This is a genomic window from Amorphoplanes friuliensis DSM 7358 (genome assembly GCF_000494755.1).
Lineage (GTDB): Bacteria > Actinomycetota > Actinomycetes > Mycobacteriales > Micromonosporaceae > Actinoplanes > Actinoplanes friuliensis.
On sequence record NC_022657.1, the window covers coordinates 5,343,836 to 5,362,786 of the forward strand.

Consider the following 18,951-nt stretch of genomic DNA (forward strand, 5'->3'; position numbering starts at 1 on the left):
GTCAGGCGCAGGCGAGGCGGGCGGCGGCCCAGTCGGCGTGGTCGTTGCCGTTGCCGTCGCCGGCGTCGGTCACCCGCAACTCCATCGTCTGCGCGCCGGTGAGGTCGACGTCGAACGGCTGGGCGGCGGCCGATCCGGTCAGGACGCCGGTCTGCGCGCGGCGGGTGCCGTCGAGCCAGACCTCGAAGGTGACCGAGCCGCCGCTGCCCGTCTCGTCGTCGACGCCCGCGTCGGCCCGGAAGCGGGTGCAGGCGCCGTCGAGCGGGACCTGGACCGTCGACGCCGCGTGGGTGCCGAGGCCCTTCGTGTAGGTGACGCCGCCGATGGTGAGCGGGTTGCCGTCGGTGGCGCCCTGTTCGCCGTTGCTGCGGTCCTTCTCGACCGGTCCCCAGCCGTTGACCGGGGCGGTGAAGGGGCGGTCGCTGAGCCACGCGTACCCGGGTGGGAGTGGAGTCTGGGTGGTTGCCGTGCTGGTTGTGGTGGAACGGAAGCCTGCCGGAGTGGTCGTCGAGACCGTCGCCGTCAGCCGGTGGGTGCCGATGTCGGTGCCCGGCGGGGCCGTGACGGTGAACGTGGCCGTCTCCAGGTCGGCGATGGCGCCCAGATCCACCGACGCGGGCGAGACCGTCCAGCCCTGCGGCGCTGCGAGGCGTACCGTCGCGTCGCGGAGACCGGCCGTGCAGCGGGCCGCGACCTGGACCTGCACGGGTTCGGGCGTCCCCGGGTCGATGCGGCCGTCCGTCGTGGTGGTCACCTCGGGCGGGCAGGGCGCCGCGACGTCGGAGCGCGGCACGCCGTCCGCGCGGACCTCGGCGCCGGTCAGCGGGCGCAGCACCAGTTCGTGGCTGTACGGCGTGGTCGGCGAGAGGCGGTACGGCGCCAGCACCGAGTTCGGGGTCTCGCCCATGCCGGTCTCGCCGGCTTCCGCGTGCAGCGTGACCCAGCCACGGTTGCGGACCAGGGGCAGCTGGTGGTCGTACTCGGCGCGGTCGAGGTTGTCGTAGGCGGTGACGCTGACGTCCTTGGTGCCGCCGACGAGCAGCCCCGAGCGGCCGTCGTGCAGCGTCGCCCAGCGGGTGTCGGTGTGGTTGCCGTTGGCCTGCGGGCGGGAGTAGCGGACGTACTCCCGGGCGACCGTGCTGCGGTAGACGCCCATCGGGGAGCCGCTGCGGCGGTCGTTGTAGGACTCGGCGGGACCGCGCCCGTAGTAGGCGAACTGCTGCATCCTGTCCGGTACCTGCAGCGAGATCCCGACCCGCGGCAGGTACGGCAGCGAGCCCGCCCTCGAGCCCTTCGGCACCACGTCGTGCTGCAGCTTCACCGTGCCGTTCCGGTCGATCCTGTACGTCATGGTCTGGTCGAACGACAGCAGCGCCTCGGTGCCGGGCCCGGCCGCGATGCTCTGCACCTCCACGACGACCGCGTCGCCCTCGGTGCGCGTCTTCACTCCGGTCACGGTTGTCCGGAGCCGGTCGAGGCCCGTCTCGTGCCAGATCCGCCGGTCGTCGGTCCCCCAGTCGTAGGTCTCGTTGCTGGTCGGCGGGCGGTAGACGTCGAGCTGCGGCGGGCCGTGCAGGAGTTCCCGGCCGTCCGCCCGCATCGAGGCGAGAGCACCGCCGTCGAAGCGGTATGCGAAGCCCTTGCCGGTGACCTTGACCGTGTCGCCGCTGGTCCGCAGGGCGGGAGCGCCGGAGACCGGCAACGGCAGGATGCCCGGCACCGCACGGCCGCCGACCGCGAATTGGTCGTGCCCCACGATCCACTCCCCCTGCGCCGCCGACACGGTCAGGAAGCGCTCGCGGTCGTCCGGGTTCGCCGGCAGTGCACCCGGATCGAGGTCGTAGCTCTGGCCGGGGCCCAGCCGCACCCGCTTGCTACCGCTGCGCAGCGTCCGGTCCTGCTCGATCACCTTCCAGCGCAGGGTCACGTCGAAGGCTCCGGCCTGCTGCTCGTTCAGCGCCCGGACCACACCCTCCCCGGTACGCGCAAAGCGCACCGGCGCCTGCGCCCACGCCATCTCCGCGGTCTCCGGCTGGACGTAGCGGTCGGAGCCGACCAGCCCGTCGGTGCCCGAGAGGCTGATGCCCAGGCTGAGGAAGTCCCCGCGCCGCTGGAAGGTGTCGAAGTTCAGCGCCAGCACGGCCTGCGAGGCCGGATCAGCGGCGAGCTGCGCGGGCGTCAAGGCGGAGGAGTAGATGCGGACGTCGTCGAGGAGTCCCCGGCCGGTGCGGGCGCTCCACAGGTCGTTGTCCTGCTGCGTCTCGGCGTTGTGGCCGAGGTTGACCTCGAACAGGCCCGGGTCGACCGGGCCGCTGCGGGCCGTCGTGGCCGCCTCGGCGCCGTCGATCAGCAGGCGCAGGGCCGTGCCGTCGTAGACGCCGGTGACGCGGTGCCAGGCGCCGTACCAGTTCGCGGGCACGTCCGCGGCGACGGTGGTCCAGCCGGGGCCGACACCGAACTCGAGCGTGTCGCGGTCGCGCATCTGCAGTGCGTACCCCTGGCCCTTGGTGAGGATCGGGAAGCTGCCGGCCCAGTCGCCCGGCTTGACCCACGCGTCGAGGGTGAGCGGACCGGTCAGGTCGAGGCGCGGGTCGCGGAAGACGTCGACGTAGTCGTCCAGGCTGGACAGCTCGACCGCCTGACCGCGGCGGCCGGGCACGGCGGCGGGTTTGCCGACCAGGAACGTCTGGATGCCGCCGGCCGAGTCCGGGGTGAGGACGAGCGGCTGGCGGAGGTTCTGCTCGGCCCAGTCCCAGATGAAGCCGCCCTGCATCGACGGGTACTTGCGGGCGAGGGCCCAGAACTGGTCGAAGTTGCCGAGGCCGTTGCCCATGGCGTGGGCGTACTCGCCCATCACGATCGGTTTGGCGCTGCTCAGCGTGCGCGCCTCCAGCCGGGCCGGCGTCGGGTAGCGCGGGCCGTCGACGTCCGCGAAGGGCGCGTCACCGTCCGGGTTGTTGGACTGGTGGTAGAGCAGCCGCGTCGGCTCGTTCGCGTCGGCCCAGGCGGCCATCGCATGGTGCGCGGCGCCCAGACCGGCCTCGTTCCCGGTGTCCCAGAAGATGACGCTCGGGTGGTTCTTGTCGCGTTCGACCATCGCGCGGAACCGGTCGGCGAAGGCGGCCTGCCACTCCGGCCGGTCCGCGAGGCAGTTCGACGGGCACGTCTCGTGGTTGTGCGTCTCGATGTCGACCTCGTCGTCGACCCACAACCCGTGCTTGTCGGCCAGGTCGTACAGGTAGGGGTCCGACGGGTAGTGCGACGTGCGTACGGCGTTGACGTGCAGCTTCTTCATCAGGAAGACGTCGCGGCGCTGGGCCTCCCGGGTGACGTGACGGCCGGTGTCCGGATCGGTCTCGGCGCGGTTGACACCCTTGATCAGGATCCGTTTGCCGTTGACCAGGATCTGCCGGTCGCGCACCTCGATCTCGCGGAAGCCGACCGCCTGCGCGGTGGTGTGCAGCGCCCGGCCGTCCGAACCCAGCAGTTGCAGCACCAGCGTGTAGAGGTTCGGCTCCTCGGCGCTCCACTTCGCCGGGTTCGAGACCGGCACGGTGAGCGTGACCCGGCCGACCCCGGCGGGGGAACTCACCGTCGTGACGGTCCGGCCGTGCGCGTCCTGCAGGCTGCCCCGCACGGTGAAGGCCCCGGCGGCCCCGGCGACGTCGAGCCGCGCGCTCAGCGTCGCGTCCCGGTACGCCGCGTCCAGGTCGGTCGTGATGTACGCGTCCCGCAGCCGCGTCTGCTCCGTGCGGTACATCCAGACGTCACGGAAGATGCCGCTGTAGCGCCACTGGTCGACGTCCTCGAGGTACGCCCCGCTGCCCCAGCGGTGCACCTGCACGGCCACGGTGTTCTTGCCGGTGTGCAGCCGCGAGGTGATGTCGAACTCGGCCGGGGTGTAGCCGCCCTGGTCGTACCCGACGTAGGCGCCGTTGACCCAGACCAGGTAGTTGCTGGTCACGCCCTCGAAGCGCAGGAAGACCCGGTCACCGGCCCAGTCCGCGGGCAGGTCGATCGTCCGCAAGTAGGCGCCGGTCGGGTTGACGTCGCGCGGGACCCGCGGCGGGTCGTCCGGGACGATCTCCGAGGGGATGTTGCGGAACATCGGGTGGTCGATGAAGTCCGACTGCCAGGTGTGCGGCACGGTCGCCGACGGCCACGACGAGGCGTCGAAACCGGCGTCGTGGAACGCGGCCGGCACGTCGTCGGGCCGGTCGAACATCTTGAGCTGCCAGCGACCGTTGAGCGAGCGGACGTTCGGGTCCTTCGCGGAGTGGCTGGTGACGTCCGCGGCGGCGGCCTGGGCGCTCGCGTACGGGCGCAGGTCCGCGTGCGGCTCCTCCTGCCCCTCACCGGTGAGTTGCGGATCGTCCAGGTAGCGGTAGACGTCCGCCGGAGCCGCTGGTTGCGCCGAGGCCGGCAACGGCGCGGCCACCCCCGCCACCAGCGCGATCACGAGCACCGAGCGCGAAAGCCACAGAAAGGGGGTACGCCGCATCATTGAAGACAATCAATGTCGGCGGGCGCTGTCAACCGCACGCGGGGCCGAACGCCGCGCGGGTTCCCACCGTCCACCGGCAGCCGAAGCCGGGCGCCGCCACGGCACGCCGGTCCAGGATCGCGTCGCCGCCGGGGCGACGGCCCGTGCGTACCCAGGTCATCAGGTCGTCGAAGCCCTGCTGCAGCTCGGGCTGGGTGAAGTCGCAGTGCCCGACACCGCGGATCGCCCGCGACACGAAGAGCTGCGCCCGGCCGTTGCGCGCCGCCCGCTGGGCGTAGATCTGCTCCATCGAGAACGGTACGAACAGGTCGCCGAGGTCGTGCAGTGACAGCACCGGTACGCGCGGCCGCCCGTCGACCCGCGGGATCCCGTCCAGCCCGGCGCTCGCCCGGTCGGTGGCCCGGACGCGCTTCACCCGGGCGTTGAGCTGCCACTCGGCGGCCGTGGGCCAGCCGTCCGTGCTGCGGTAGAAGGCGAAGCGGTTGTCGGTGACGTTGCCGTCGGCGATGCCGGCCGTTCCACCGGTCAGACCCGGGTAGACCCCGAACAGGAACGGCATCTTCAGCGCCGGGTCGGAGGCCGGCGCGGCGTTCCAGTAGGAGAACGCCCCGGCGAAGCCCGGCCGCACCCCACCGCTGCGCCGCTCGACGACGGACGACCAGGTGCGCCCGGCCCCGGTCAGCGTGCCCTTCAGCCCGAGCGCGGGCACGATCCGGTCGACCTCCGCCTGCCACGGGCCCGGCTCGACGGGGAAGGACGGCTCGACGCCGGCCAGCGCGGCGGCGGTGACCCCGGCGTCGAGGAAGTAGTCGAACAACTCGGTGTCACCCAGCACACCGCAGTACGGCATCGCACCGGTGAACGCCCTCGGGTGCTCCTCGATCGCGACCGCCGTGATGTGGCCGCCCATGGACTTGCCGGTCATCACCACCGACCGCGCGGACCGGCCCGTGACCTGCCGGAACCGGTCGATCAGGGCGTACGAGTCCCGCACGCCCTGACCCACGTCGTACCCGTTGGTCTGATAGCTCGACGCCGCCCAGGCGAAGCCCTCGGCGACGTAGTGCGCGCGCAGGTCCGGGCTGTCGACCGACACGACCTTGCCCGTCCCGCGATAACCGTGCGCGAAGACGACAAGCTGCCCGTTCCACGCCTCCGGGACCTCGATCCTGTACGCGGCGCCGTCGCGGATCCCGGTGTACACCCGCGAGCTCGCGGAGGCCGTGAACGGCGTGCCGTTCAGGTCACACGCGGGATCGGCGACGGTGTATCCGGGCTGCGTCGCGCTCGGCACGGGCGCGGCGCACACGACCGGCGCGGCGGCGGCCGGCGCCGTCACCAGGCCGAGCAGCAGCGCCGGGACGAGCAGGATCGATGTCCGCTTGAGGTCCACTGTGTTACCTCCCGGTAACACTCAAGGACGCGGGCCCGCCGCTGTCAAGGCCGGTGATTTCACCGATGTGTCGGGGCGGCACCCCGCCGAAGACTGGCGCTCGTCGATTCCATCCACCCGAGGAGAGTCCGACGTGCAGTCACCGACCATCCCCGCCCGTCTCCGGGCCCGCCGGTTGTTCGTCACCGCGGCCGCCACCCTCACCCTGGTCGCCGGATCCCTGACCGGCGCGACAGCCGCGCAGGCCGCCGAGAACCCGTACGAGCGCGGCCCGGCCCCCACGTCCGCCGTCCTCGACGCGAGCCGCGGCCCGTTCGCCACCTCCCAGCAGTCGGTGTCGTCGCTGAGCGTCTCCGGCTTCGGTGGCGGCGTCATCTACTACCCGACCAGCACCAGCGCGGGCACCTTCGGGGGCATCGCGATCTCGCCCGGCTACACCGCCTCGTGGTCGAGCATCAGCTGGCTCGGCCCGCGAATCGCCTCGCACGGGTTCGTGGTGATCGGCATCGAGACCAACTCGGTCTTCGACCAGCCCTCCTCCCGCGGCAACCAGCTGCTCGCGGCCCTGGACTACCTGACGACACGCAGCTCGGTGCGGACGCGGGTCGACGCCTCCCGGCTCGCGGTGGCCGGGCACTCGATGGGTGGCGGTGGCAGCCTGGAGGCCGCCAAGGACCGGCCGTCGCTGCAGGCCGCGGTGCCCCTCGCGCCGTGGAACACCACCAAGACCTGGTCGGGCCTGCAGGTGCCGACCCTGATCATCGGCGGCGAGAGCGACACGGTCGCGCCGGTGTCGTCGCACTCGATCCCGTTCTACAACAGCATCCCCTCGTCGGCGGAGAAGGCCTACCTGGAGCTGAACAACGCCAGCCACTTCTTCCCGCAGAGCACCAACACACCGACCGGGCGGCAGGCGGTGGCCTGGCTCAAGCGCTTCGTCGACAACGACACCCGCTACGACCAGTTCATCTGCCCCGGACCGAGCAGCTCGTCGATCTCCGACTACCGCAACTCCTGCCCGCTGACCTGATCAGGAAGCACCGAAGAGGGCCGGCGGGAACGATTCCCGCCGGCCCTCCCGCGCAGGGGTGAGAATCGCACCATGCCCGACTACCCGCAGCTCATCACGCCCGTCGACCACCAGGAGCCGGTCCCGCGCCGGATCCGCGCGATGCTCGGCGGCCGCGTCGTGCTGGACACCACCCGGGCGGTCTACGTGTGGGAGTTCCCGCCGTACCCGCACTTCTACATCCCGGCCGTCGACATCGACCCGGACGTCCTCGTAGACGAGGACCACGTCGAGCACCTGCGCCGCGGCGCAGCCCGCCGGATCGGCCTGCGAGCCGGTGGCGTCGATCGTCCGGCGGCCGGCCGGGTCTACACCGGGACCGGCCTGGCCCGGCTGGACTGGGACGCCCTCGACGCCTGGTTCGAGGAGGACGAGGAGATCTTCGTGCACCCGCGGAACCCGTACACACGGGTCGACGCGATCCGGTCCACGCGGCACGTGCACGTCGAGCTCGACGGTCTGGTGCTGGCCGAGTCGGCGTCCCCCGTGCTGGTCTTCGAGACCGGGCTGCCGACGCGGTACTACCTGAGCCGCACCGCGGTCGACTTCACCCACCTGCGGTCCAGCGCGACGGTCACCGCCTGCCCGTACAAGGGCCGGACCACCGGGTACTGGTCGGTCGAGGCCGGCGGGACGACCCACGCCGATCTGGCCTGGTCGTACGACTTCCCGACGCGGGAGCTGCAGCCGATCGCCGGGCTGATCAGCTTCTACAACGAGAAGGTGGACATCGTGCTCGACGGGGTGCCGCTGGACCGGCCCGTCACCCACTTCAGCTGATGATCAGGCGGATCAAGGCCTGCCTCAACGGTGACCGGGCCCAGGGTGTGCCGGTGACGGCGGCCGAGGTGGCGCGGGCCGCTGCCGAGGCCGTGGCGGCCGGGGCCGAGGCGATCCATGTGCATCCCCGTGACGACCACGGCGCCGAGTTCCTGGCGGCGGCGGACATCGGTGCGGCGGTTGCGGCCGTGCGGGGCGCCTGCCCGGGTACGCCCGTCGGCGTCTCCACCGGACTGTGGATCACGGGCGGTGACGTGGCGCGGCGGATGGCGGCCGTCGGCGGGTGGGCCGGGCTGCCCGTGGACAGGCGCCCGGACTTCGCGTCGGTGAACGTGAGCGAGGACGGGTTCGCCGACCTGGCCCGTGTCCTGCGCGGCTCGGGCATCGCCGTCGAGGCGGGCGTGTGGTCCGCGGGTGAGGTCGGGACGCTGCTGGGCGTACCGGTGGATCGGATCTTGATCGAGGTGTTGCACACGCCGGCGGCGGACGCGGTGGCCTCGGCCGACACGATCCTGGAGCGGCTCGACCGGCTCGGTGTGTCCGGGCCTCGGCTGCTGCACGGCGAGGAGGAGGCCTGCTGGCCGCTGATCCGGCACGCCGGGCGGCTCGGGCTGCCGACGCGGATCGGGCTGGAGGACACTCTCGACCTCGACGACGGCTCGCCCGCGACCGGCAACGCCGAGCTGGTCGCCCGGGCGCTGGAGATCTGGGCGAAGGCCCGACTTCCTTGAAGTTGGGGCCTTAGATCCGGGCGAAGGCCCAACTTCCTTGAAGTCGGGGCCTCAGATCCGGGCGAAGGCCCAACTTCCTTGAAGTCGGGGCCTCAGATCCGGGCGAAGGCCCAACTTCCTTGAAATTGGGGCCTCAGATCCGGGCGAAGGCCCAACTTCCTTGAAATTGGGGCCTCAGATCCGGGCGAAGGCCCAACTTCCTTGAAGTCGGGCCTCAGATCTGGGCGAAGGCCCAACTTCCTTGAAGTCGGGCCTTGATCAGCCCGGCCGCAGGTAGCGGCGCAGGTCCTGGGTCTCCCCCGTCACCGGCCGGAACGCCAGGATGCAGGTGTCGTCGTCCGGATTGGCCTGACGCAAGCGGCTGAGCAGCTCGGCCAGCGGCTGACGCGGGGACGCCGCCACGGCCTCGTCCACCGTGCGGATCACCGCGTCGAGGCCCTCGTCCAGGGTGCGCCGGCGGTGCTCGACCAGGCCGTCCGTGTAGAGCATCAGCACGTCACCGAGCTCCATACGCAGGGTTGCGCACTCGTACCGCGCGTCCTCGACCACACCGAGCATCGGCCCGCTCGGACGGGCCAGCGGCTCGGTCCGGCCGGCCCGGCTCAGCAGCGGCGGCAGGTGCCCCGCCTGCGCCCAGGTCAGCCGGCGCTGCGCCGGCTCGTAACGGGCGACGATCGCGGTCGCGGCCGTCTCGGGGCGCTCCTGGTCCAGGTCGCAGGTGAGCCGGTTCAGGTGGCCGAGCAGGTTCGCCGGGTCACTCGTGGTCACGGCGAGCGCTCGCAGGGAGTAACGCAGCTGGGCCATCGTCGTCGCTGCCTGTGTGCCGTGCCCGGCGACGTCCCCGATCGCGAACAGCACCGAACCGTCACGCAGCGCAGCCGCGTGGTACCAGTCACCGCCGACGAGGCTCTCCTGGCCGGCGGGCAGGTACCGCACCGCGACCTTGACGCCGGGCAGCTCGATCGGCCCCTCCGGGATCGGCAGGATGATCTGCTGCAGCCGGGCCGCCAGCTCGTGCTCGGCGTGCAGGCTCCGCCGGTGCTCGTCGAGCTGCTCCTCCACCTCGGCCAGCCGGCGCACGCTGGTCTCCCGGGCGGTCACGTCCTGCACGATGCCGAAGATCCGCAGTGGACGCCCGGCACCGTCACGAACGGCATCGGCCACCGTACGCAGGTACTTGATCCGGCCGTTGACCTTGATCCGGGCCGTGACATCAACCTGTTCGCCGCGCTCGAAGGCCTCCGCCGCCGCGAGACGCAGCGGCAGGTCCTCGGCCACCTCCAGAGCCTCCGACTCCTCCCGGCGCAGCGGGCCCAGCGCCGGGTCCCGCTCGTAGATCCGGTAGAGCTGCGCCGACCAGTGCACCTCGCCGCGGACCAGGTCCCACTCGCCCCAGCCGAGGTTGCCCAGCCGCTCGGTGACCGCGATCCGGTCGTTGTCACCCTGCTCACGGCCGTGCTGGACCCACGTCAGGAACAGGCTTGAGCCCAGCCGGTGGCACCGCACGGTGTAGACGGCCTCGCCGAACGGGACCGGTCCGACCACCGTCGGCTCACCGGTCTCGAGGACCCGCCGGTACGCCTCCCAGCGGTCGCTGATCACCGTCTCCGGGAACTGCTCGCCCAGCCGGGTGCCGACGAGCTGACGGCCACGGCGCCCGTCCGGTGCGACCGCTTCCGGGCTGGTCGCGGCGTACACAAAATCGGCGAGACCGCCCGACCGGTCCCGCAACGGCGTCAGCAGGGCGGCCTGACCGGGCAGCAGATCGAGCACGGCCTGCACCACGGCGAGCCAGGGCTCGACCACCCGGACCGGGGAGCCGCCGAGCGCGGGCAGCACCGCCGGCCGCAGCTCCGGCAGCCCATGGTCCTCGCCCGGCTCCGGAACGTCCAACATGCTGATCACGCCGGCGGCGACGTCGACGACCTCACGGTTCTGATCCGCCGCCATCTTCAGCAGGTGCCGGTGCGCCTCCGACAACCGGCAGTGCGTCCGTCCCGCGAGCAGTCCGACGGCACGGTCGACAGTGGCCCACCCGGCCTCGGTGGAAGGCCGGCGCGCCGCGGAACGCAAGCTCTCCATCGCCTCGAGATAAGCCTGCTGGCCGCCGCCCATTCCGCTCCCGCCTGCTGAGATTGACCGATCCGACTCCTGCTTACGCCACCGCGCCGCGCACCGTCATCCCCCGTTCACCTCCCCCTCCGTCCCACCTGCGGCGCAGCGCCGGCCAGGTCACCCGGAAGGGCGACCAGCGCCCGGTGGCCGTCCGGACAGCCCGCGCGGCCGAACGTACGAGCAGGCCGGGCCGGTGATGGGCGGTGCGGTCATGCGCCGGAAACAGCCATGACCGATCATGGGTGGATGGACCTCGACGGGGCACGGCGGATCAGCTACCGCGTCGAGCAGACCTTCCGGTACGCCTACGAGGCCCCGGTGACCGCCCTCGCACAGCGCCTCGTCGTCGTCCCCCGGCGCCGCCACGGCGACCTGTACCGCCGCCACCACCGCCTCGAGGTCACCGGCGCCGCCCACGCCCGCCGCGCCCGCCTGGACTCCGCCGGCAACACCGTCGTCCGCGTCGTCGCCGCCCGCGTCGAGCACGCCGTCGAGTTCCGCCTCACCGCCGACCTCGACCGCGTCGCCGGCGACGGCCCGCCGGAACTACCCTTCGCCGCCCTGCGCGACCCCCGCCTCCTCCGCCCGACCCGCCTCACAGCCCCCGACGAGGCACTCCGTGACCTGGCCGCTCCCTGCACAGGTACGGACGCCGAGGACACCGCGTCCCAGGTCTGCGCGGCCGCCCACGCTGCTTTGACCTACCGGTACGGCGTCACGACCGTCAGCACGACCGCAGCCCAGGCGCTGGCGGCCGGCCAGGGCGTCTGCCAGGACTCGGCCCACGTCATGCTCGCGATGTGCCGCCTGCTGGGCGTACCGTCCCGCTACGTCTCCGGCCACCTGATCGGCCAGGGCGGCACCCACGCCTGGGTCGAGATCCTGGTCCCCCGCGGCGACCGCGCCGTGGCCCTGGCCTTCGACCCATGCCACGGCCGCCGCGCGGGAAACGGCTACCTGACGGTGGCGGTCGGCCGCGACTACGCCGACGTCGCCCCCACCTCCGGCACCTACGTCGGCGCCCCCGGCGGCACCCTCACCGGCACCCGCAACGTCACCGTCACCGCCGTCGATTAGCCGTTTGCCTCTAGCATCGGAGAGTGTCGACACCGTCACCCGCCCATCGCGTACGGGGATGGTTGTGGCTTGCTCTGATCCCGGGTGTGGGCGGTGCGGTCGCCGCGATGGCCGAACTGTCCGGCACCGACGACCCGCGCCCGATCACCGTCGTCCTCTGGCTCACCGTGGCCGTGCTCGCGTTCGCCCTGCCCGTCACCGTGCTGCTGACCAGGTCACGGCAGGATCGGCGGCGGCACGGCGCTGAGGCCGTCGGTGAGCTCCGGCGCCACTTCCTGACCCGCGGCCGCGGCGTCACGCCGTCATCCTTTCGCCGGCAGTGGTACTTCACCGGGCGGGAACGGGCGCTCCGCGAGCTGTCGGCCTGGCTCGCCGGTGAGCTGCCCGGCGACCACCGCACCCGGGTGGTGACCGGCGGACCCGGCGCCGGGAAGTCGGCGGTGCTGGGCCGGGTGGTCACCTTCGGGTTTCCGGCGCTGCGTCGTGAGGTGCCGGCCGGACAGACCCCGGCGGACGCCGGTCTCGTGCCGCCACCGGGGAGTGTGCACTGTGTCGTGCACGCCCGCGGGCGGACGGCGGATCAGGTGGCCGCCGACATCGGCCGCAACGTGGGTCGCCCGGTCGGCACCGCCCTCGAACTCCTGGCCGTGCCCCACCGCGACGCGGGACGGCCGGTCCGCGGGATCGTGATCGACGGCGTCGACGAGGCCCAGGATCCCGAGCACCTGATCACCGAACTCCTCGAGCCCCTGGCCGCGGGCGCTGCGGCCTGGCGGATCCGGCTGCTGCTGGGCCTCCGGACCGGTGCCGACCGGAGCTTGCTGCGCCGCTTCGGTCCGTACCTTCTGGAGGTACCGCTGGACGACCCCGGGTACTTCGACCGGGCGGACCTGTCCGAGTACGCCCGGCGCTGCCTGCTGGCCGAGGGTGAGCCGGGGGTGTCGTCGCCGTACCGAAAGCGGCCCGAGCTGGCCGCGCGGGTCGCCGCTGCGGTCGCTCAGCGCGCCGGCACGAACTTCCTGATCGTGCAGCTCACGTGCGTGACCCTCGCAGCTCTGCCGGAGGCCACGGACGCCTCCCCCGAGCAGTTCCCCGACTCCGTCGGCGCCGCGATGGAACGCTACCTCGCGGCGTTCGGCGCCGAGCGGAGAACGGCTCGTGACCTGCTGGTTCCTCTCGCCTTCGCCCAGGGTGCCGGTCTCAGCGACCCGGTCGTATGGGCGGCGCTGGCAACCGCCCTGGGCACTGCCCGGTACACCGAGCAGGACGTGGCGTGGCTGCTCGGTGAGCGCCGGGCCGTGCATCTGCTGACCAGGGCCGACGATGCTTCCCGGCTCTTCCACGAGGCCCTCGGTGAGCACCTCCGCGCCGCAGTGGCCGAGCGAACCGGCGTCCGCGCCGCTCATCGCCTGATCACCCGCACCCTGATCGATCACGTGCCACCCGGCCCGGACTGGCTCGCCGCCGGGAAGTACGTCCGTCTGCACCTGGCCGCCCACGCGTCTGCGGCGGGCCAGGTCACCGAGCTGCTGCTTGACCCGCTCTTCCTGATCGCCACCGACCCCGACGAGGTGATCGGGGTGCTGCCCATCAACGAGCGCGCGGAGGGCCGGCCCTCCCCGGAGCTCCAGGACGTCATCGATGTGGTGCTGCGGGCGGGCCGCACCCTCTTCGTCCGGAACGACGCCGAGCGGGCGGCCTACCTGCAGATGGCGGCCCGGAAACTCGGCGCGGAGGAGCTGGCGGGCAGACTCGCCGCACTCCCGCTGGCCCTGCCCTGGTCGGTGCCGTGGGCACGGTGGCGGACCATCACGGCCGGTGCCGGACTCATCGGTTCGCAGAACGAATATGTGCGGCGCCTCAGCGTCGGAGCACAGCTGATCGTGGCCTGCTCCGACAACAGCCTGGGTGTGTGGCGGCTGACCGCCGAGGGAATCCATCCGGTGCTGCTGCCCGAGCGGCTGCGAGGCTTGCTGTCGGCGGCACCCGTCCCCGGTGCGGTGATCACCGTCCACACTGATGGCAGCCTGCTCCGCCACGACGTCGTCTCCGGTGAGGTGCAGCCGTGGACGCCCAAGGTCGGCGTGGACCAGCTGGACTACTGCGCGCCGATCACTTTTCAGGGCCGCGACCTGCTGGTCCTAGGCGGCGCCAGCCATGTACGGCTCTGGGATCCCGTCGATGACAAGCCTGCCGGGCCGCTGATGCAGCTGCCGCCCGGCTCGTCCCTGCTCGACGCCGCGACGTGCACCGGGCGTCCGCTGGTGCTGACCGACCTGGCCGGCCGGGTGCGGGCGTTCGATCTGGCCGCGGGTGACCCCTACGGCGAGTCCTTCCTCGCCTTCGACGACACGATCGCCGATCTGGACGGTCCGGTGTGGTCGGGGGCATTGGGCGAGGCTGACGGCCATGTCGTTGCCGTTGTCGCGGGCAGAGGGGACCGGCCGATCGTCCGGTACGACCTCGACACCGGAGGTCGTCTCGGTGGCGACCTGGCCTCACCGGGCATAGCGACGATGTCCCTTGCAGTGGGGTACGGCCTGCTCGGTGCCGGGGGCGCCGACGGCCGGCTCAAGCTCTGGTCCTGGCCTGCCGGAGAACCGATCGGCCACGACGTCGCCGCACACGAGGGCGGGATCGACAGCGTCGCAGTGCTGGAACTGAACCGCGAGACCGTGGTTGTCACAGGCGGGCGCGACGGGGCCACCAGGGTCTGGTGGCCCCGCGACTCCGCCGCTCGGACGAAGGACGATCTCTCCACCGGCCAGCTGCTGAGGATGCGGGTCGGCGGCAAGGAGAGGCTCCTGGCCACGACCGGCGATGACCTGCTGCTTCTCGATCCGGGGGACGGACGCACGATCGCGACACGTCCGGCGCCGAACCGGGGTCGCGACACTCTGGGCAGGTACCTCGGTCCAGGCCCGGGCAACGTCGCGATAACAATGGCCGACGGCACTGTGCACCTGATCGACGCGGCCACACTCAAGACCCGCCGCCGGTTCACCGCTGCCGGTCCGGACGACATCGCTGCACTCGCGACGGCACCGGGCCGGGTCCTCGTGGTGACCAGGACCGGCATGCTCCAGATCTGGGACCCGGCCCGGCCACGACCGATCCGGACGGTCGAGGTCGGCCCGGGGGTGTGGAACATGGTCGCCATCAACGGGATCGCGCTGGCGCCCGGCAGGGACACCATCGCAGCTGTCGTTCTCGACACCGGGCAGCCGTCAGCCGAGCGGCTCGCGGCCGGCTGCCCGCTCAGCAGCAGTATCTACCGCATCGTGACCGGCAAGATCACCGGCCGCGGCGTCGCTGTCGGCATCGGGGCCAGCTCCCACGTGCACGTCTGGGACGCCACGAAAGGCACCTTGCTGGTGGACACAATCATCGATGACGGACACCGGATGGCCCTGAGCGACGCCGTCGTTGCACCATTGCACGGCCGGGACGTGGTGGTTACCGGGGGTTATGCGGGTGCGATCGCGATCTGGGATCTCGACGGGCGGGTCGGGGAGGTCATCGAGCTCGGTTCCCCGGTCTGGTCGCTCGCTGTTGTCGGTGGGGACACCATCGTGGCCGGTGGGCCGTCCGGGCTGATCGCGATCACCCTGGGCCGCGACGCCGTCCTGACCGACAGAGCGCGCCGCGACCTGGGTGTCCGGCTTCTCGGGAGTTAGTCGTCGAGGCTGCCCATCGTCAGGTTGACGGTGGTTCCGGTGAAGCCGCTCGCTCCGGGCGAGGCCAGGAAGACCGCCGAGCTCGCCAGTTCGTCGAGGGTCATGAGGCGGCGGGGGTGGGTGCGGCTGGCCAGGAGTTGTTGCCACTGGTCCCAGGTCATGCCGGTGGCTGCGGCGCGGGGTTCGTAGGCGTTGCGGATGGTGGGGCTGTCGGGCAGGGCTTGCGGGCGGAGGCCGACCACGCGGATGCCTTGCGGGGCGAGTTCGGCGGACAAGCTGCGGGTGAGGGATTCCTTGGCGGCCATGGCCGGGCCGTAGCCGCCGATCAGGGGCAGGCCGATGCGGGAGTGGAGGGCGGTGACCGTCATGATCACGCCCGATCGCTGGGGGATCATGCGGCGGGCCGCGAGGCGGGCGGTCAGGAAGTACGAGTTCGCGTAGTTGGTGAGTGGCAGTGTGAACTTCGCGGCGTCCAGGTCGGCCAGGGGTACGCCCAGGACGGGTGCGTCGTGGAAGCCGACCGCGTTGAACGAGATGTCGAGGCGGCCGGCCCGGTCGATCACGGTCTGGAGGTGGTCGTCGACCGCGCGCTCGTCGAGGGCGTCGACCTCCTCGGATTTGAGGCCGGCGACGGCGGACGGGCGGCGGCCGGCGGGGAAGACGTGGGCGCCCGCGTCGGCGAACGCCTGGGTGACGGCTCCGCCGATCGCGCCGCCGGCTCCGTAGATCACTGCTACCTGGTCCTTCAGCAACATGGTGTTCCTTTCGTCGACGGTGCAGACACCGGCCGGCCCGGGAACTGGTCACCGCCCAGTTCGGCGGGTCGCCGGTGTCCGTACCGGGGAAGGGGGTGGAGAGTGGAGCTGGTGACAACCGATCTGGTCTCGCGGGCGCGCGCCGGGGACGGTGAGGCGTTCCGGGCCTTGACCGCGCCGCATCAGCGGGAGCTGCATGTGCACTGCTACCGGATGCTGGGGTCGCTGCAGGATGCGGAGGACGCGCTGCAGGACACCCTGCTGGCCGCGTGGCAGGGGCTGGGGGCGTTCGAGGGCCGCGCGTCGGTGCGGACGTGGCTCTACCGGATCGCGACCAACCGGTGTCTCAACGTGCGCCGGGCGGCGAGCCGGCGGCCGGTGAAGGTCTGGGACATGCCCGGGGCCGAGATGCCCGAGCCGACGCGGCTCGGGGAGATCACCTGGCTGGAGCCCTGGCCCGACGAACTGCACGACCCCGAGGCCCGGTACGAGCAGACGGAGACCATGTCGCTGGCCTTCGTCACCGCGCTGCAGGTCCTGCCGTCGCGGCAGGTGGCGGTGCTGGTGCTGCGTGACGTGCTCGACTTCTCCGCGGCCGAGGTCGCGGAGATGCTCGGCATGACGGTCGACGCGGCCAACAGCGCCCTCAAGCGGGCCCGGGCCGCACTGCGCCGGCAGAACGTTCCCGGCGTGGCTGTCCCCGGACCGTCCGAAGAGGCGCTGGTGGCGCGGTTCGTTCGCGCCTACACCTCCGGCGACGTGGCCGCGCTCATCGAACTGTTCACCGACGACGCCGTGGTGTCGATGCCGCCGATCCCGCTCGAATATCAGGGACACGAGGCGCTGACCAGGCTCTTCACCATGATCTTCGAGTCGGGGCGGCGGGTCGAGCTCATGCCGGTGCGCGCGAACGGCCAGCCGGCGTTCGGTGCCTACCTGGCCGGATCCGGGAGCGGGCTCTTCGTGCTCACGCTGGCCGGGGACCGGATCTCAGCGTTCACCCGTTTCGAAGCGGAACTGCTCCCCCGATTCGGACTAAGCCTGTGATCAGATCTCGAAGAGTTCGCGCATCGCCTCGGCCAGGCGGGCCATGCTGGAGCCGGTGACCATGCCGATGCGTTCGGCGCCGACCGAGGCCGGGAGGCGGCGCATGCGGTTGACGACCACCACGCCGGTGATCGGGTCCTGCTCGGTGAGGGCCACCGCGTACGGCGGGAGTTCGGTCGCGCCGCGCTGGCGGACGATCGGGGCGCAGTACGGGGACGCGTTGTTGCGTTCGTTGTAGCTGTCGGAGGAGAGCACGAGGACCCGGTAACGCAGGTCGGTGCGGCTGCCGATGGTCCAGATCTCGCCGCGCTTCACGCGCCGAGCGTACCGTCGTGCCGATCTTCGGCGAGCGGCGCGTCAGGCGGCCGCGTGGTGGCGCTGTTTGGCCCGGTACATCGCCTGGTCGGCGCGGCTGATCAGCTCCTCGGCGCCGGAACCGCCGTCGGAGATCACCGCGCCGACGCTCGCGCTGGCGTGGACGGGCCGCCCGGCCAGGGTGAACGGCTCGGCCAGGGCGTGCTCGATGTGGGTGGTGAGCCGGTGCGCGGCCTGCGCCTGGGCCTCCTCCTCGCAGAGCACGAGGAACTCGTCGCCGCCGTACCGGGCGATGGTCTCCCCCGCCCGCAGCCCGGCACGGATCCGCACACCGATGCCGGTGAGCAGTTCGTCGCCGGCGGTGTGGCCGAGCCGGTCGTTGACGTCCTTGAAGCCGTTGAGGTCGCAGAACAGCAGCACGACCGCGGGGCGGCCGAGCAGCCGCTCACGGGCCAGCGCCGCGTCGAGGCGGGTGATCAGCTCGGCGCGGTTCGGGAGCCCGGTGAGCGGGTCGTGGGTGGCCTGGTGCCGCAGCGCTGCCTCCGCGCCACGGCGTTCGGCGGCGAGGCGGCCCACGCGGATCATCACGAGGGGCACGATCAGCACGGTCCCGAAGGCGAGCAGCAGCCCGTCGGCCGGCAGGTGGAGGATCTGCCGCAGACCGGCGACGAGCGGGCTGGCGGCCAGGGCGGCGCCGAGGAAGACCAGCCGCCCGGACGACAGGCGGTCGACCGGAGCCGGTCCTTCACGGGCGAGCTCACCGGCCGAGGAGTCCAGCGCCGCCAGACCCAGCAGCAGGTACGCGACCAGGAAGAACATCTCGGTCCAGCCGGGTCGTCCGCTGGTCATCGTGCCGGTGGACAGCGCCAGGATCACGTTGCCGGTCAGGGCCAGCAGCAGCGCCCAGATGAGCATCACCAGGGCCGGCAGCGCCACCTCGGCCACTTTCCAGACCCGGATGAGCGCGCCGAGGACCCCGACGAGGACGAGGACGCTGATCAGGAGCGCGGCCTCCTCGCCGGTGTCCGTACCGAGGGACTCCAGGCGGGGGAAGATCAGGGCGGTCCAGACGAGCCCGCCCAGGCCGATGGCGGTGACGGAGACGTCGAGCAGGCCACCGATGTCGTTGCGCCCCCGGCGGAGCACCAGGAGGATCGCCGCGACCAGCAGCGAGGCGTGGCCGGCCGTGATGAGCAGCTCGGAGGGCATGCGCCAGGCCGGCCCGCCGAACGTGGTCAGCGTGTTGCCGGCGGTCAGCACGCTCATCGCGAACGCCAGGATCCACCACACCCGCGAGGGTCCGCGTCCCTCGCTGCGGGCCGTCGCCACGAGCGGCACGACGGTGCAGGCGGAGACCAGCAGGTAGGTGACCGAGCGGACGTCGAGAGGAAGCACCGGGTGCGCCACCGTCATGAGCCCGGTGACGCCCAGATACCAGCGGCGGGCCTTCTTCACTTCTCACCATTCGGCCGGGCCGGAGGCGGGGTG

At 72.1% G+C, this 18,951-nt stretch carries 12 protein-coding genes; 6 read left to right on the forward strand and 6 right to left on the reverse strand.

What is annotated here, in order from left to right; translation table 11 throughout:
* Position 1 precedes the first annotated feature (1 nt).
* Together AFR_RS24905 and AFR_RS24910 are read right to left on the reverse strand one after the other, a co-directional pair.
* On the reverse strand, positions 2-4,501 hold the full coding sequence (locus tag AFR_RS24905; protein ID WP_148308048.1) for a glycoside hydrolase family 2 TIM barrel-domain containing protein: 4,500 nt from the start codon (positions 4,499-4,501) through the stop codon (positions 2-4).
* Positions 4,502-4,532: 31 nt separating this feature from the next.
* Complete coding sequence (locus tag AFR_RS24910; RefSeq protein WP_023363809.1) at positions 4,533-5,897, reverse strand: alpha/beta hydrolase family protein; 1,365 nt, start codon at positions 5,895-5,897, stop codon at positions 4,533-4,535.
* Between the two features lie 133 nt (positions 5,898-6,030).
* Between AFR_RS24910 and AFR_RS24915 the strand changes: the two genes are divergently transcribed.
* The 3 genes from AFR_RS24915 (at position 6,031) to AFR_RS24925 (ending at position 8,477) form a co-directional block, all read left to right on the forward strand.
* The gene (locus AFR_RS24915) at positions 6,031-6,927 is read left to right on the forward strand and encodes an alpha/beta hydrolase family protein (RefSeq protein WP_023363810.1); all 897 of its coding nucleotides are present in this window, start codon (positions 6,031-6,033) and stop codon (positions 6,925-6,927) included.
* 72 nt (positions 6,928-6,999) lie between these two features.
* Positions 7,000-7,746 (forward strand): DUF427 domain-containing protein, encoded by a 747-nt coding sequence (locus AFR_RS24920; RefSeq protein WP_023363811.1) that lies wholly within the window; start codon positions 7,000-7,002, stop codon positions 7,744-7,746.
* On the forward strand, positions 7,746-8,477 hold the full coding sequence (locus tag AFR_RS24925; protein ID WP_023363812.1) for a 3-keto-5-aminohexanoate cleavage protein: 732 nt from the start codon (positions 7,746-7,748) through the stop codon (positions 8,475-8,477). The genes AFR_RS24920 and AFR_RS24925 overlap by 1 nt, the downstream gene beginning before the upstream one ends.
* Positions 8,478-8,735: 258 nt before the next feature.
* Here AFR_RS24925 and AFR_RS24930 read toward each other — a convergent pair whose 3' ends face one another.
* Positions 8,736-10,559 carry a SpoIIE family protein phosphatase gene (locus AFR_RS24930; RefSeq protein ID WP_148308049.1) on the reverse strand — a complete coding sequence of 608 codons (1,824 nt, stop codon included), beginning with the start codon at positions 10,557-10,559 and terminating at the stop codon, positions 8,736-8,738.
* A gap of 279 nt (positions 10,560-10,838) precedes the next feature.
* Between AFR_RS24930 and AFR_RS24935 the strand changes: the two genes are divergently transcribed.
* The gene (locus AFR_RS24935; RefSeq protein WP_023363814.1) at positions 10,839-11,669 is read left to right on the forward strand and encodes a transglutaminase family protein; all 831 of its coding nucleotides are present in this window, start codon (positions 10,839-10,841) and stop codon (positions 11,667-11,669) included.
* A 23-nt stretch (positions 11,670-11,692) separates the two neighbouring features.
* Complete coding sequence (locus AFR_RS24940) at positions 11,693-15,346, forward strand: WD40 repeat domain-containing protein (RefSeq protein ID WP_148308050.1); 3,654 nt, start codon at positions 11,693-11,695, stop codon at positions 15,344-15,346.
* On the opposite strand, the gene AFR_RS24945 is transcribed toward AFR_RS24940, so the two are convergent.
* The gene (locus AFR_RS24945) at positions 15,343-16,101 is read right to left on the reverse strand and encodes an SDR family NAD(P)-dependent oxidoreductase (RefSeq protein WP_023363816.1); all 759 of its coding nucleotides are present in this window, start codon (positions 16,099-16,101) and stop codon (positions 15,343-15,345) included. The two genes, AFR_RS24940 and AFR_RS24945, sit on opposite strands and share 4 nt — an antisense overlap.
* Positions 16,102-16,212: 111 nt before the next feature.
* Here AFR_RS24945 and AFR_RS24950 point away from each other — a divergent pair, with 111 nt between their 5' ends.
* Positions 16,213-17,148, forward strand: a complete 936-nt coding sequence (locus AFR_RS24950; RefSeq protein WP_202963948.1) for an RNA polymerase subunit sigma-70 — start codon at positions 16,213-16,215, stop codon at positions 17,146-17,148.
* Here the strand turns inward: AFR_RS24950 and AFR_RS24955 are convergent, their stop codons facing one another.
* Both AFR_RS24955 and AFR_RS43890 read right to left on the reverse strand, forming a co-directional pair.
* Positions 17,149-17,463 (reverse strand): type II toxin-antitoxin system PemK/MazF family toxin, encoded by a 315-nt coding sequence (locus tag AFR_RS24955; RefSeq protein WP_023363818.1) that lies wholly within the window; start codon positions 17,461-17,463, stop codon positions 17,149-17,151.
* Between the two features lie 42 nt (positions 17,464-17,505).
* Positions 17,506-18,918, reverse strand: coding sequence for a GGDEF domain-containing protein (locus AFR_RS43890; RefSeq protein WP_023363819.1), 1,413 nt, complete (start codon positions 18,916-18,918; stop codon positions 17,506-17,508).
* Positions 18,919-18,951 lie beyond the last annotated feature (33 nt).